Below are 15,624 nucleotides of genomic sequence, written 5' to 3'. Positions count from 1 at the left end.
ACAATATTTATTTTCTGTTGCCTAAAGATACAACGGTCAACTTAGTTTTGTATTAAATTTTGAATACAAAAATAAATATGACGATAAATAAAACCTATAAGCTTCTAGTAAAATAATTGTTCTGAAATTAAAACCCATTCAAAATTGAGATATAATTCACTTCTTGCATCTAAAGGATTATCTGAGGATGCTATTATCGCCAATTTATTTTCCATCAATGTTTCATTGATTTTCAGATCTCTATCTAAAGTATAATGTTCTGTTTCCTTAGAATTCTTATGTTCTTTATGCACAATATTTGAATACCCAAAAATGTAAAATTTTGTACCAAGTGCTTTTTGTTGGTGGTAAAAGAAAATATCTTCATAACCATAGTGGCCACAAAATTCTTCATCGACACCATTAGTTTTCATGAAAATAGATTTAGTTATAAAAAAGACATTATCATGTGCTCTTATTGGTTTTAAACTAGAAATGGTTTTAAACTTAAAAACAGATTGGTTAGGCAGCTTGTAGTGTAAAAGTCTTCCCAATAAGTTTTCAGGAAATAAAATATCGATATCTGTTAGAATCAAGTTTTCAGATTTAGCATGCTCAACACCCAAATTTCGAGCACCTCCTTGATTCCATTGAATATCTGATGTGATTTTTAAAAGCGTATAGTTTAAAATAATAGTTTCAGGTATCTCAATAGGAATTTTAGAATTATCATCGACAAACACAAAATGGATATGCTTTAAAATATCTCTACTATAGGTATTATAAATGGCTAATAATTCGGGTAAAGGATTTTTTTGAGCATCTTCAACGTAAAACTGAACTACATACGTTAGTTTAATGGTTTCCTCTTTCTTATTTTCAATTTGAAGCGACTTTGTAAAAGGACTTGCTTTTGATTCGTCCATAAATTTTGAACTATCCCAAAGTGAAATATCGGCATTATGAAATCCGAACTGACCATTCCATGAATTATTTTCAACGCTAAACCGTTGAGCAATTTCATTTGGAGCAAATTTGATCCCTTTAATTTCTAATTGCGGTCTATAGGTTTTACATATTTTTAAATCTTCAGGATTATGCTCAACAATCGAGTCATCTTCAGCTAAAATGTTCAATAATTTTTTTGAACGCAAACTAAAACCACCATTACCCATTCCCCAGAATACTGGAGCTCCTATATAATCATAGTCCAAATAGGCATCAGACCATCGGTTTGGATTTAGCACAAACCCGTCATGTTGAATAATCAATACAAAATCGGTCTCAACATACTTATAGAGGTCTTTAATCATAAACTCACTATAAGCTTCAATTGACTTAATTTGAGGAATCTTTACTATTCTCTGATCATTGCTCTCAAAATGTGTAAGTAGTTTTACTTGCTTGAACTGAATGAATTTTTCTGAAATATCTGCAGCAAAAATTAACCGATCAAGGGCAACACAATCAATACCTAATAAGGTTACATTATCTAAATTAAGCATGCCTTTGTGTATTAGTCTTGACATCTATACTTGGGTATTGCACAAATACTTCTAATTGTTGCAAAGCGTTAAAAGTTTCTTGAAACTGAGTTGGCATTTTTTCAATATTAATATCAGTATCTGTCAAGTTATTTGCTAAGAATTTTCGACTTTCAAAATCTTTAATTTCTAATAAATATTCTTGAGTTTTATCTTTAAATATGTAATGATCATCCTCAATAATAATTTCAAATTCTGGATGCAATTGATATAGATTTGAAGTTGAATCTGTAATTTTACTCAGTAGCCTAAGCAACTTAAAAAACATGGTTTTTGGTTTAACATTATTCAAGCAAACACGATCTTCACAACTTAAAATCACCTCATAATTGCATTTTAAATTACAATTGCCATGCTTTCCCCAAATAAGTTCTACTTGTTCTGAAAATGCGCCCCAAGAACCTGGACCAGTTGGGCCATAAATTGTTAAAATAGGTATATTAAAAGCACCTGCTAAGTGGGTCATTCCGGCATCGTTTCCAATATGAAAAAATGCAGCGGAAACAGTTTCTGCCACCTCATCAATATCACCTGTAATAAGATCATATTTTATGTTAGGGTTTTTAAAATATGCTTCTGGATTTGGATCATTAGGACCAATAATTATTTTGGCTTTTAATTCTGGAAAATGATCATGTATTTGTTCAATGAGCCTTGCATAATAGTCAATTGGCCAAGCCTTCAACAGAAATCCTGCTCCTGGATGAACTGTATAGTATAGTTCTTGGGAATTCGTCTGTTTAAAAAAAGGATAAGGTTCATTTGTTTTTTTAATTTCTGGAAACTGCGCAATTATGCCATCCTTATAATGCTCAATAGAATGTTGTTTTACTTTTTTATGTGTGTGGTAGGTTATCTGTGGTTTCTTTTCTAAATCGTTACTAAACTTAGGATAATTCCCAAGTTCAATAATGTCGTTATAGTCCTCTTCATTAACATCATTTTCGTTTAACACTATAATTCCTTTTAAATGCTTTTGGAATAAATCAACTAGTCTAGGCTGTGTTGCGTAAGTTACTTTAGAGAACTTTTGTTTCAGCAAATAAAGTGAAGGAATTGTGAAAAAAATATCTCCTATTCCTCCATAACTTTTATAAACCAGAATTGACGTGTTCTTTGTTAAACGGTCTTCAGACATAAATTGTATATAAATAAAAACTTCCTTTCTGCACTTATGGGCTTAAAGGAAGTTTACTAAAATTTTAATATTTTTTTATTATAAAGGATAGGTTTTAATAACCTCCATTGTAATAACCATCATCATAATAACCGTCATCGTAATAACCATCATTGTAATAGCCATCATCAAACATACCATTATCATTACTATCATCTGAAGAACAAGAAACACCTACAATACTTGCTACCGAAGTTATCAATAATGTTTGTCCCGTTCTCTTTATAAAATCTCTTCTTTTCATCTTTTAAAAGTATATTTTCTTACACAAAAATAACATTTTATTTTAATTATAGTAATTTATTTATGCTTCTGAATGTTTAGAATAATGACGCCATTTTTCAATACATTGTTGCATATCGTCAGGAATTGGAGAATCGAAGCGCATATTCTCGCCAGATGTTGGATGCACAAAGCCTAAAGTCTTGGCATGTAAGGCTTGCCTTGGTAATATTTTAAAACAATTATCTACGAATTGCTTGTATTTAGAAAACGTGGTACCTTTTAAAATGCGTTCACCTCCATAACGTTCATCATTAAAAAGGGTATGACCAATATGTTTCATGTGCACTCTAATTTGATGCGTACGACCTGTTTCAAGAATACAAGAAACCAACGTTACATAGCCTAAACGCTCTATCACTTTATAATGGGTTACAGCTGGTTTTCCTTTATCTTCATCATCACCTTCAAAAACAGTATTCTGTAAACGATTTTTAGGATGACGACCAATGTGACCTTCAATTGTGCCTTCGTCTTTATCAATATTTCCCCAAACAATGGCAACATATTCACGCTCACTAGTTTTATTAAAAAACTGTTTAGACAAATGGGTCATAGCTTGTTCAGTCTTTGCAATAACTAGCAATCCACTGGTGTCTTTATCAATTCTGTGTACCAATCCTGGACGTTCACTACTGTTATTTGGTAAGTTTTCAAAATGAAAAATAAGTGCATTTATAAGCGTTCCAGAATAATTACCATGACCAGGATGCACTACCATGCCAGCAGATTTATTAACGACCAATAGTTGATCATCTTCATAAACAACATCTAAAGGAATATCTTCAGGTGTTAACAAATATTCATAAGGTGGATGCTCTAAAAGCACTCGGATTTTATCTAGAGGCTTTACTTTATAATTCGATTTTACAGGAGTTCCATTGACGTAAATACTACCATCTTTAGCTGCAGCTTGAATTTTATTGCGCGTCGCATTTTCAATACGATTCATCAAATACTTATCGATACGCAAAGGTGCTTGTCCTTTATCTGCTACAAATGAATGATGTTCGTATAACTCATCATCATTCTCGTCGGTTGGTTGTGTTGTAGTCGTCATTTAGTTTGAAGATCGATTTCCGTTCCCTAGCACCACATCTATTTTAGACGTTAATGGCAACATGTCACCAGCTTTTATGGCTTCGCCTTTATGTCGTATAGAAAGCACTTCATCTTTACCAATATCATCTGCATAAGTCACTTTACCAACTTCAAAACCAAGCGCTTCAAGGGTAGGTTTAGCTTGACGAAATGTACGTCGAACGATATTAGGAACTGCAACTTTTCTATAGCCTGACGGATTTAAAATTAGATAAATCTTGCGATCTTCTTTAACTTGACTTCCAGCTTCAGGATATTGTTCAATGACAGAATATTTTGGGTACTTAGGGTTGAAATTAGCTGAATCTTGAATTTCCATCGCTAAATCATTATCGTTCAATTCTATTTTAACTGTTTCAATCGTTTTCCCTTTTAAATCAGGCACTTGAATAAACTCACCATGATTGGTAGTGCTTCTTAACCACCACATCATTAAAAAAATAAGTAGGATTAAAGCAACAATTGCCAGTGCTAATTGCTTGAAAAATGTTTTGCTAGTTATAAATTGAATAAAACTCATGTCATAATTTAACTGTTGACAAATATATAAAAACGAAAGCGTTTACTTAAGGGTTTATTTGGTATTTTAGCTTAACTGAAAATTGTTAAGTTTTATTGTTTATTAAAACTAATTAAGTACCATGAAAAAAAATATTGCCATCATCATGGGAGGCTATTCAAGTGAGTACGAAATCTCTCTTAAAAGTGGACAAGTAGTTTACGAATCTCTCAACAAAAATAAATACAATGCCTATCGCATTCATATTTTTAAAACCAAGTGGGTTTTTGTAAATGATTTTGGTGAAGAATTTCAGATAGACAAAAATGATTTTTCAGTTTTAATTGATGGAGCAAAAATAAATTTTGATTGCGTTTTTAACGCCATTCATGGTTCACCAGGTGAAGACGGTTTTATGCAAGGGTATTTTGAACTATTAAGTATTCCTCATACGAGTTGTAACATGTATCAAGCAGCTTTAACCTTTAATAAACGAGATTGCTTAAGTGCTTTAAAACCTTATGGAATACGAACTGCAGAGTCCTATTTTGTAAATTTAGGAGATACAATTGATGAAGATGCCATTGTAAAAAAAGTGGGTTTACCATGTTTTGTAAAAGCGAATAGAGCTGGTAGTAGTTTCGGAATTACAAAAGTTTACAAAAAAGAAGAACTTCAAAAGGCATTAGATGTAGCATTCAAAGAAGACGACGAAGTTATTATAGAATCTTTTTTAGATGGCGTAGAAGTCTCTGTTGGTGTCACTACTTACAAAGAAACGATTACCGTATTACCTATTACAGAAATTGTTTCTGAAAATGATTTCTTTGATTATAAAGCAAAATACTTAGGAGAATCTCAAGAAATCACACCTGCTCGTTTAAATGAAGTACAAGAAGAAAAGGTGCGCTCCATGGCAAAAAAAGTGTATGAAGTATTGCGTTTAAAAGGATTTAGCAGAAGTGAATATATTTTTAAAGATGGAGAACCTCATCTTTTAGAAGTGAATACAGTTCCTGGTTTAACAAAAGCTAGTATTTTTCCGCAACAAGCTGCAGAAGCTGGAATAAGCATGAGTGATTTATTTGAAAATGCTATTGAAGAAGCCCTCAAATAATTAATAATTATATTTGATTTAGATTATACAGTAGCAACACTATGAAACGAGCAATATTTCCAGGGTCTTTTGATCCATTAACTTTAGGTCATTACGATATTATCAAACGTAGCGTAACGCTTTTTGATGAAGTTATAGTTGCAATCGGCATTAATGCTGATAAAAAATATATGTTTTCGATTGAAGAACGTCAGGAGTTTATAGAAGAAGCTTTTAAAGATGAACCAAAAGTAACTGTTGTCACTTACAAGGGCCTTACTGTTGATTTCTGTTTAAAAAATAATGTGGAGTTTATTTTAAGAGGCTTACGAAATCCTGCCGATTTTGAATTTGAAAAAGCAATCGCTCACACAAATCGTGATCTTGCTCCTATTGAAACTGTGTTTCTTTTAACAGCTGCCAGCACATCTTATATTTCCTCTTCAATTGTGAGAGATGTGATTAGAAATAAGGGAGATTACACCAAATTAGTTCCTAAAAGTGTAAGAGTTAAATAAGATTATTTCGCTTGGCTTTTTGAACGGCTTCCAATTTATTATGTACCTGAAGTTTTCTGTAAATATTTTCGATATGCTTTCTAACGGTTCCTGTTGACAGGATTAAATTTTCAGCAATTTGAATGTAATTCAGCCCTTTACTCAAATGTTCTAAAACTTCAGTTTCTCTATTGGTTAACTTAATATCCTCCTTGTCTTTTTCATTTTCAATACTCATAGGGTTTCGGAGTAATTTCAAGGTTTTTAAAGCAATTGAAGGGTTCATAGCAGCACCTCCATTTAAGGTATCTATAATTCCATCATGAAGATCTTTCGCGTTAATTTCCTTGAGCAAATAGCCATCTGCTCCAGCTTTTATAGCATTAAATATATTTTCATCGTTATCAAAAACGGTAAGCATAATAATCTTAATGTGAGGATATTTCTGTTTTACAATTTCGGTGGTTTCAATACCATTTAAAATGGGCATTTCAATATCCATTAAAATTAAATCTATATTGTGATTGCCTTCAATTTGTGAAAGCAAATCTGAGCCATTCATAGCTGTAAATTTGATTTTAAATTCATCAAAAAAAGAAAGCTTTTCTTTTACAGTATTAATTAAGAATGTGTTGTCGTCTACGATGCCAATTTTTATACTCATAAGGCTGGTTTTTTAAGAATAAAAAGTTACAACATTCTATAAGAACAACTATACGTCATTTGGCGTATATTTATTCAAGTCATGAATATGTAGCTGAATACTTGTTCCTTGGTTAGCTTTCGACACCATCTTAATTTCTCCATTAATTTCTTGCGCTCGTTTTTTCATATTATTTATGCCATTACCTAATTGAACGTTATCTAAATCAAAACCTTGTCCATCATCAATCACCTGTATATTCAATGTGTTTTCAGAATAGTTAAAATCTACAGTAATTGTTTTCGGGTGAGCATATTTTAACGCGTTGTTGATGGCTTCCTGAATAATTCTGTACACATTCATCCCTTGAACAGACGATAATTTTAAGTTTTCATCATCTGACGTATTGGAATGATAATTAAACTGAATGTCATTAGACGCAAGGTCTGCTTTGTCAATAAAGTTTGAAATACGCGATTGTAGATCTTCTACACTTATCTCATTTTTGTTCATTGCCCAAATTGTATCTCGCAATTCATAGATAGTTGTTGACGTAAATTGACTTATTCCTTTCAGTTTATTAGATAATTTTTCTGGTAATTTGAAGCCATACTTGAGATTATCTAATGACGAAATAATAAAGGTCAATTGTGCGCCAATGTTATCGTGTAAATCTCTAGAGATTCTTAGTCGCTGTTCTTGAAGTCTGTTTTGAGTTTCAATTTTTATAAGGGCATCTTTAAGCTCATTTTCTTTTTGAAGCTGTCTGTTTTTTAGTCGTTGTTGATTGTAAAACAAATAACCCAATAAGGTTAGCAACACTGCCAAAACTCCTAATCCTAATAATTGCGTATTCTTTTCGTTTATTTCCAGGTTTTGTTCAGCTAAATCAGCACGTTGCGATAAAATTTCCTTCTCTTTTTTTTCAGTTTGGTATTCTATTTCAAGCTCAGCTATTTTTTCATTGGTTTTAATACTTAATAAACTATCTCTAACAACGACCAGCTCTTTAAAATAACTAAGCGCAGTTTTCGTGTCATTTTTAGCTTCATAATACTGTGAGTAATTATGAAGCGCAGATTCAATATCGACGGCTATTTTAGAGTTTTGAGCAAAGTACATAGCACTATCAATATAGGTTTTAGTTCCATTAAGTCGGCCTGCTTCAATTAAAACATTTGCCATATTATTATAGCTAGCTGAAATTCCAGCCATATCTCCTATTGCCTTTTCTATGGCTAATGATTTTCTAAAATACACAAGTGCAGAATCAATTTCATTTAAATAGTAATACACAGCTCCTACATTATTAACAGATTCAGCCATACCTTTTTTATCATTGAGGGTTTCTTCTATCTTCAATGAGTATTTAAAATAATCTAATGCTTTACCTAAATCACCATCATTCGCATAAATGATGGCTATATTGTTATACACTTCAGATATTCCTTTCTTATTGTCAATACTTTCAAAAATGTCTTTGGCTTTTAAATGGTATTCTATAGCCTTTTCATTTATATCATTATAACTGTACACCAAACCTATACTATTATAGGTCGTTGCCATTTCACTTTTCATCTGTTTAGCCTGATAAATATCTAAAGCTTTCAGATAGTTAATTAACGCTTCATCATACTTAGCTAAATTTCTATTAACGACTCCAATATTATTGTAAGCGGATGCATTTAACATAGAATCATTAGCTTTTAAAGCTTGTGTTGACAATTGCAGTGCTTTCTCAAAATTGCCCAAATCTCTATAGACAATTGCTAAGTTGTTTTTTGATTTAGCGATCTGAAGTTCGTCTTTATTTTCATTAGAAATTTGAAGTGCTTCTTCTAGAACCACTAGCGCTTTTTGAGGGTCATTCTTGTACAACGACATTGCAGAATCATTAAGCTTGACTGAAGTTTGCTGTGCATTTGCAACAGTATATGTAGTTACAATACACAAAACAAAAAAGAGATATTTCATGGGTTGGTTGGTTAATAGAAAAAAAAGATACAAATTTTCAACTAAAGCTTTTATACCTTCAGAATAATTTGAGTGCCTTTATTTGGCTCTGAAACTATGGCAAGTTCTCCTCCAATATGTTTAGCTCGCTTGTTCATATTGGTTAAACCACTTCCTTTTTCTACAGTTGGTATATGAAATCCATTGCCATTATCAGAAATCGTAATTTTTAGATGTTCTTTAAGTTGCGCAACTCGAACCTTAATTTCTGTTGCAGAAGCATGTTTTAAGCTATTATGAATGGCTTCTTGAATGATGCGATGAATATTCATACCTTCTATTGACGATAGCGTTTTTTGTTGATTCACACTTGAATCGACATCAAATGAGAAGGCAATATTGCCATCATAGAGATGAGCTTTATCAATGTAATTTGAAATTCGCGATTGTAAATCTTCGAATGAAATTTCATTTTTATTCATGGCCCAAATTGTATCACGAAGCTCATATATGGTTTCTGAAGTAAATGCACTTATTTTATTGAGTTTAGTATTTAACTTTTGGTCTTTTATGTCAAAACCATATTTCAAATTATCAATAGAGGATATTATAAAGGTCAACTGAGCTCCAATATTATCATGTAAATCTCTCGAAATTCTTAATCGTTGCTCTTGTAAACGGTTTTGAGTTTCAATCTTTATAAGGGCATCTTTAAGCTCATTTTCTTTTTGAAGTTGCTTATTCTTCAATTTTTGCTGATTGTAAAACAAATAACCAATTAAACCAAAAATAAGTGCCAATCCAATCAAGCCATAAAGCTGATAGTTTTTTTGTTGAATTGTTAATTCTTGTTCAGCCAATTCTGCACGTTGTATTAAAATTTCCCTTTCTTTTTTTTCGGTTTCATATTTTATCTCTAAATCTGCAATGGCTTGCGCATTCTTTTCTGAAAAAATAGAATCTTTTAAAGCAACAAACTTTTTTGTGTGCTCTCTAGCCTTTTTAAAATCACCCAACATATAATGGCTTTCTGCTGTATGCAAATTTAAATCAGCCGAAATAGCTTCAATTTGTGGAAGCTTTGCTATTAAATCAAACCCTTTGTTTGCATAACTTAAGGCTATTCTCGGATTATTCATTTGATTATAAAGCGATGTAATATTTGAATACGTAGAAATTAACCCTTCTTTATCGATATCCAAACCTTCAGGCTTATCTAAGGCTTTTAAATAAGTTTTAAGTGCTAAATTTAAATCTCCTTTTACGTTATAGGCATTAGCAAGATTATCAAGTAACCTATAATAGTCTAAAAGATTATTTGAGCGTTTTGCAACGATAAGTCCTTTATTATAATTTTCTATAGCTTCATCAACACGACCTAGATCCTTAAGGTTTATTCCAATGTTATTGTAAGAAGCAACTTGATCTGATTCTAGATTGTATTTTTTGCGAATTTTTAGTGCTTTTTCATGATATTCTAAAGCTTTTTCACTAAAATTCATTTCCTGGTAAATGAGTCCAATATTATTCAAATATATTTGACTTTGACGCTCATCACCATCTGTGTCGTTTAATTTAAGCGCATTAAAGAAGTAACGTAAAGCTTCATCAAATTTTCCAAGATTCCAATTGAACATGCCCAAATTATTAATGCACATCACTTCAATAGACTTAAAGTTATTCGCCTTACTTAATTTAAGTGCTTTAGTGTAATAATAGTTTGCAGAATCTGACTTACCATTTACAGCCATAAAAACACCATGTGTATTTGTAAGTTCTGCCAAACCAAAACTGAAATTTTTATCTATTGCCAGCTGCTTTCCTTCTTTAATAACTGCAATAGCTTTATCAGAATCATTAAAAATATAGCGAAATCCTATTTTATTTAGCATCCTAATTTTTACCGAATCATTCTTTTGTGTTCGAGCAACCGTTAGCAAACTATCTAGGTTTTGAGAATAGGAAAAAGAAATACTCGTACAGAATAGAAAACTGAAAAATAGTTTTGACTTCATATTAGGAAATAAAAAAAGCATCAGAATTGATATGTCTTTTGGGAGCATATAATTAGCTGATGCCTTTTTAAAAAATTGATTAATAGCAAGACGAATATAGTACATAATAAGAATGGTTTATCTTTTTTTCGACAAGTTGCAATTAAAAAAGATTAAGCGTAATCCTACAAAATTACGCCCAATCATAATCTCAACAACAAGATTTAATTATTAAGATTGTAAGCATAAATAGTCTTGTCATTAGCTTTATAATAAAGGTAACCACCAAATTCATCTACTTGATATTCTGGCTTTTTATCTTTTAAGACTATTTCTTTTTCTACAGTGCCTGCATCTTTATTCACTTTTACTAATCCAACACCATCTTCAAATTTTGTTAGAATAAATTGAGCATTTTGAGTTGCTGAAGTCGCTTTAAATCGTTTCAACATTTCTGCAACAGATGCTCCTGCAGCAGCAGCCATGCCTTGAGATAAATCATTTAAACGATCTCCTCTAGCAGTATACTGACCTATTCTATTTCGTTCATGCATATTAGCCTGATACGATGCTGAAGCCGATGCAGTAGCAGCCGCAACAGCAGTTACTCCGGCAAGAATAGCTCCAAATGCACTTTTCCCTGGCGCTCTATGGTATTCATGCCATGACGTTGTTCCTTCCCAATCTAAGTACATCATATTTTGATCGGAAGCTAATAAAATTCCACCATCACGAACTTCAACAGACGTAGGATTTTCTTTACCTTCAAAATCTGGTTCTGAGATTAATTCAGAGGTACCAGAATTAGCGTCTATACTATATAATTTTTCATCTGCTGTAATTAAATATCTATCATTTTTCTTATCGTAATCGGAACTTACAACATCTGCTCTTTTAAACTTTAATGGCTTGTTCCAAACTTGTTCTCCAGTATCTAAGTTTACAATATTAGCATCTTCAGATGTAATATAAATTAAACCTTGAGGCGTAGTTGCCATCGTAAGAATATTTTCTCCTGTTTTAAGCGGCTTTTTAAATAAGGTATTTCCTTCATAAGAAACCTTATTAATTCCACCTTCTTTAATTCCGAAGAGAATACCATCATCCATGATATAAAAATGCTGAACATAGCCTTTAGTTTTTGGTGCTTTGTCCCATAAATCATCGCCAGTTGCCGCACTTAATAAAGTGATTTTAGATTCTGCTGCTGCCGAAAAAGTTCCGCCATCACTAGTAACATCACTTACAACCGCTAATCCTTGAGGTAAAATTTGAAAGTTAGATACACTTCCTTTCACTTTACGTTCATCGTCCCAAGTTGAAGCACCATTGGCACCAATTTTATAAATTTTAGTATTCTTTTTATTAGACGTTGAAGCAAATGCATAAATATCTTTTTCGGTATCATCAGCTACCATCCAACCAATATATTTTAGATCATTTTCCCAAAGTACATTACCTGAATTCATATCGATTTTCATTAAGCCTTTTGTCGTTGGAATTATAACACCATCAGACAAAACAAGAGGTGTTCCCATAGCTTGTCTAGACCCTTTAAATGCGTAATAGCTAATTTGCTCTCCAGAATTTAAATCATAGATAGCAACAGCCTGTGCATATTTGTCACTCGCTCTACGTTGTCCGCTTACGATTAGTTTATTGGCTGGCATAAGAACCTGCGACATGCCAATTGCTTTCCATCCATTTTTTTCAGTACTAAATAATACTTTTCCAGACATATAATCTATGACAGCACTTTTAGTTTGTAAACCTCCAAAACCTGTTTGCCCAACAACTACGTAAGGTGCTCTCGGTATAAAGTTTAATTCTTCAGGTTTTACGCGTCCATAATCTGTAAAGTTGAATAACAATCCGTCTTGTCCTGGTTTGATACCAACCAATCCATCGTTCGTTGCAACCACTACTGTTCCTCCCTCTGTAATGGTCATTTCGTTAATCTTAGCTCCAAAATCATAACTATGATCTGGTGCTTCTGCTTTTTGAGCAAGTAGTGAAGTTGCATTCATAAGGAATGCAACTATCACTAAGCTCTTAAGTTGAATTAATAGCGTTTTCATTTGAATAGCTTTTAATTAACAACTTGTTTGTTCAAATCAAAAGAACCGTCAGTAACCACTTTAACAGATTGATCTCCATTAACGTTTTTACATGAAAAGTTAAAAGTTCCTATTACTTTAGCATCAGTAACTTCTGAAATTACAATTTCTCCAGCTACCATATCATCAAAAGGTGCTTGCCAAATTTCGGTACTTGGGCTTTGAGGATTACTTACATCTGTTTCAGAGTAAGAACCAACGTTGGTAATATTAATTCCACCACCAATTGGGTACGTTCCTGCACCATCAAATCCAAACACTGAAAGTGAAAATGCTTTTCCGCTACTACTAGAAGCGATAATAATTAAATTCTGTCCATTGTTTGCTACTGTAGCACTAGATGAAATCTCTAAAGATTCAAAATTAGTACCATCTATCTTTGCTACTAATACTCCTGAAGCTCCTCCTCCAGTCCCTGGATCTCCTGCATCATCATCATTTGAACATGATGTTAATGTTACTGCCGTGAATGTCATAACTAAAATCATGACGTTTTTAAAATGTCTCATTGTTGATTGTTTTTTGAGGTTAATAATGATACAAATTTGCATTATAAGACAAGGTTAGACAATACGTCATATGTCGTATATTCTCAAAACATGTTGAAAATCAATGTATTATACTAACTGAAACCATAGATATAAGGTTCAATGAGATGCTTTGACGTACTTTTAAAATTGAATGTGATTAAAAGTCGATTGCAGATTTACCTGTTTACTTTTCAATTTTTGAAGAAATAATTGATGCGCTTCAGATTTTGGATTAAAAGGTCTATGCTCTAGTCCTTTTTGAATGTACTCAACCTCTTGCATCGTATCATTTGCCTCCTTTGATATCCATACCTCATTGAACCGTTGCCAAATATAGTGAATGGCTAAAGCATTTGGATGCAACATATCGTCTTTATAAAAGCGATAGTCTCGAAGTTCGTCTAACATAATTTCGTAAGACGGAAAATAATACAATTGTTTTCTGGGATCAACAATTTGGTGAATAGCAGAATTTAAATGGGACTTACTTTGTGTGTTTTCTACAAAACCATCTTTAATATGTCGCACTGGAGACACTGTAAATACCATGGATACTTGAGGGTTGACACTTTTAATTAAACTCACAATAGCTTCAAGAGACTCAAGGATAGCGTCAACAGACAATAATTCTTTTAAAAATTTCTTTTGTTGCACTTTATGACAGTTTGCTACAAAATTATCGGTTTCAATCAATCGATAAGCCCATGATGTTCCGACCGTAATTACTATGTGTGAGGCTTCTTTTAAAAAGGCATGAGTCGTTTTGATTTGCGTATTTAATTCATATAATAGCGCATCTTTAGACGTTCTACTTAACCTTGAATGGGCATCAAAACAATGCCATTGTTCATTATGAAAAAAAACGTCGTCTTCCGTATATATCGTTTCATTAATTGCATTTACAATTAATTTTTCTATTGCAAGAGGATGAAATAAAATTCCGAAGGGATTATCAAATTTTTGAAATTTATAATACTTAAATTTTTCAGCTATATGTTCAGAAAAACAAGAACCAAACAATCCAATTTTAGAATTATAATCTAGTTGATTATATGGTTGTGATTTAAGCGGAAGTCTAGTTTGAAGCTCCATAAAGAATGATGTCTATTAAGACCTTAAAGGTAAATAACTCTTAGTAACCTTTAGCTAAAGTTTTAAAATATCTGTTTTCTCTTCTTGAAACACTTTAATCTTTGGCAAGGCATTAATGGCTAAATCTATGTATTTAATAGCCTCAGATTTGTTTCCCTTATGCTTTTGTATTTGTGCCAATCTATAATTTGCCCAAGCCTTTGGAACACCATCTGCAGCCGAATAATTTTTAATATACGTCTGTAAACATTTTTCGCCTTTATTTAATTGAACATTATACTCAGCTGCAACCTTTCCTATTTGATAATGCAATGCATTTCGATTGTGCTTCGTTTGTGCGTGCTCAATATTCGCAATAGCTTTTTCTGGCTGTTTTTGAGTTTCATACAAATTCGTTAGCTTTTCAAAACAGGTCAATGAACCTCCTATTTTAATAGCCTTTTTGTAAAATGTTTCTGCTAATTCTGGCTCATCATCATATTCATAGATATAGCCTTTAGCGAGATAACCGTCAACTTTTGACAGTGCTTCTAACTCTTCAGCATATTTAAGTGATTTACTTTTGCTTCCACCAATAATGCCAGGCAATTGCATATATAATTCAACTAAAGCCCAACGTGTATTAATATGTTTAGGATCTAATTCTGCTGCTTTCAAAAATGCTGCTTTTACATCTCCAATAAAGGCAACTGCTCTAATCTTGCTCACGTTTAATGCTTTCATGCCTAAAGCGCCTCCATATTTATAATGAAAATTTGCTACATTAGGTTTCAAATCAACCAATTTCTCATAGGCATCAATGGCGTCATCCCATTTTTCTTGCTGACCATAGGCATCACCAAGTAATTCAATACCTGCAAGATCATTTGGATTTTTTATAAGATAGGTTTCCAGATAGTGTTCGGCTGTAACATATTTCTTTTCTTGAAGTAATTGCTTAACATTTTCTAGTGAAGTCACTTGACCAAAACCGCTTAACGGAATTATAAAAAGGAAAATAAAAAGATATTTCATATTGTATAACTACTCAAATTCCATGCCTTGAGTTTCTTGGTATTATTTTTGATTTTGAGAATACAAAGATAACGTGTTTACACTTAAAATTGATAACTTCACTAAA

General features: G+C 32.3%; 14 protein-coding genes. 2 read left to right on the top strand and 12 right to left on the bottom strand.

The features are described 5' to 3' along the window. Positions 1-104: 104 nt before the first annotated feature. From VOI25_RS12270 to VOI25_RS12250, 5 genes are all read right to left on the bottom strand, one after another. Entirely contained in the window at positions 105-1,508 is a 1,404-nt protein-coding gene (locus VOI25_RS12270) for a DUF5672 family protein (RefSeq protein WP_323789376.1), read from the bottom strand. Next, complete coding sequence (locus VOI25_RS12265) at positions 1,477-2,661, bottom strand: glycosyltransferase family 9 protein (RefSeq protein ID WP_323789375.1); 1,185 nt, start codon at positions 2,659-2,661, stop codon at positions 1,477-1,479. The genes VOI25_RS12270 and VOI25_RS12265 overlap by 32 nt, the downstream gene beginning before the upstream one ends. A 94-nt stretch (positions 2,662-2,755) precedes the next feature. Then, a complete protein-coding gene (locus VOI25_RS12260) occupies positions 2,756-2,944 on the bottom strand; it encodes a hypothetical protein (protein WP_323789374.1) in 189 nt (62 codons plus the stop codon). A 60-nt stretch (positions 2,945-3,004) separates the two neighbouring features. Continuing rightward, a complete protein-coding gene (locus tag VOI25_RS12255; RefSeq protein WP_323789373.1) occupies positions 3,005-4,042 on the bottom strand; it encodes an RluA family pseudouridine synthase in 1,038 nt (345 codons plus the stop codon). Continuing rightward, on the bottom strand, positions 4,043-4,603 hold the full coding sequence (locus VOI25_RS12250) for a PASTA domain-containing protein (RefSeq protein WP_323789372.1): 561 nt from the start codon (positions 4,601-4,603) through the stop codon (positions 4,043-4,045). It abuts the gene before it with no gap. A gap of 121 nt (positions 4,604-4,724) precedes the next feature. On the opposite strand from VOI25_RS12250, the gene VOI25_RS12245 reads away from it, so the two are divergent. Further along, positions 4,725-5,699 (top strand): D-alanine--D-alanine ligase, encoded by a 975-nt coding sequence (locus VOI25_RS12245; RefSeq protein ID WP_323789371.1) that lies wholly within the window; start codon positions 4,725-4,727, stop codon positions 5,697-5,699. A 41-nt stretch (positions 5,700-5,740) separates the two neighbouring features. After that, entirely contained in the window at positions 5,741-6,196 is a 456-nt protein-coding gene (coaD, locus tag VOI25_RS12240) for a pantetheine-phosphate adenylyltransferase (RefSeq protein ID WP_323789370.1), read from the top strand. On the opposite strand, the gene VOI25_RS12235 is transcribed toward coaD, so the two are convergent. The 7 genes from VOI25_RS12235 to VOI25_RS12205 all read right to left on the bottom strand — a co-directional run bounded on the left by VOI25_RS12235 (position 6,189) and on the right by VOI25_RS12205 (position 15,518). Continuing rightward, positions 6,189-6,839 carry a response regulator transcription factor gene (locus VOI25_RS12235; RefSeq protein WP_323789369.1) on the bottom strand — a complete coding sequence of 217 codons (651 nt, stop codon included), beginning with the start codon at positions 6,837-6,839 and terminating at the stop codon, positions 6,189-6,191. The genes coaD and VOI25_RS12235 overlap by 8 nt on opposite strands. A gap of 48 nt (positions 6,840-6,887) precedes the next feature. Continuing rightward, positions 6,888-8,792 (bottom strand): sensor histidine kinase, encoded by a 1,905-nt coding sequence (locus VOI25_RS12230; protein ID WP_323789368.1) that lies wholly within the window; start codon positions 8,790-8,792, stop codon positions 6,888-6,890. 50 nt (positions 8,793-8,842) lie between these two features. Further along, complete coding sequence (locus VOI25_RS12225) at positions 8,843-10,891, bottom strand: tetratricopeptide repeat-containing sensor histidine kinase (protein ID WP_323789367.1); 2,049 nt, start codon at positions 10,889-10,891, stop codon at positions 8,843-8,845. A 98-nt stretch (positions 10,892-10,989) separates the two neighbouring features. Then, the gene (locus VOI25_RS12220) at positions 10,990-12,843 is read right to left on the bottom strand and encodes a PQQ-binding-like beta-propeller repeat protein (protein ID WP_323789366.1); all 1,854 of its coding nucleotides are present in this window, start codon (positions 12,841-12,843) and stop codon (positions 10,990-10,992) included. Between the two features lie 11 nt (positions 12,844-12,854). Continuing rightward, complete coding sequence (locus VOI25_RS12215) at positions 12,855-13,391, bottom strand: DUF6252 family protein (RefSeq protein WP_323789365.1); 537 nt, start codon at positions 13,389-13,391, stop codon at positions 12,855-12,857. Positions 13,392-13,553: 162 nt separating this feature from the next. After that, complete coding sequence (locus tag VOI25_RS12210; RefSeq protein ID WP_323789364.1) at positions 13,554-14,504, bottom strand: GSCFA domain-containing protein; 951 nt, start codon at positions 14,502-14,504, stop codon at positions 13,554-13,556. Between the two features lie 54 nt (positions 14,505-14,558). After that, positions 14,559-15,518, bottom strand: coding sequence for a tetratricopeptide repeat protein (locus tag VOI25_RS12205; protein WP_323789363.1), 960 nt, complete (start codon positions 15,516-15,518; stop codon positions 14,559-14,561). Positions 15,519-15,624 lie beyond the last annotated feature (106 nt).

Origin of the sequence: Psychroserpens sp. (assembly GCF_034670085.1) — a bacterium.
In the GTDB taxonomy this organism is placed as follows: domain Bacteria; phylum Bacteroidota; class Bacteroidia; order Flavobacteriales; family Flavobacteriaceae; genus Psychroserpens.
The sequence above is the reverse complement of the archived record's forward strand: the minus strand, read 5'-3'. Positions and strand labels throughout refer to the sequence as shown.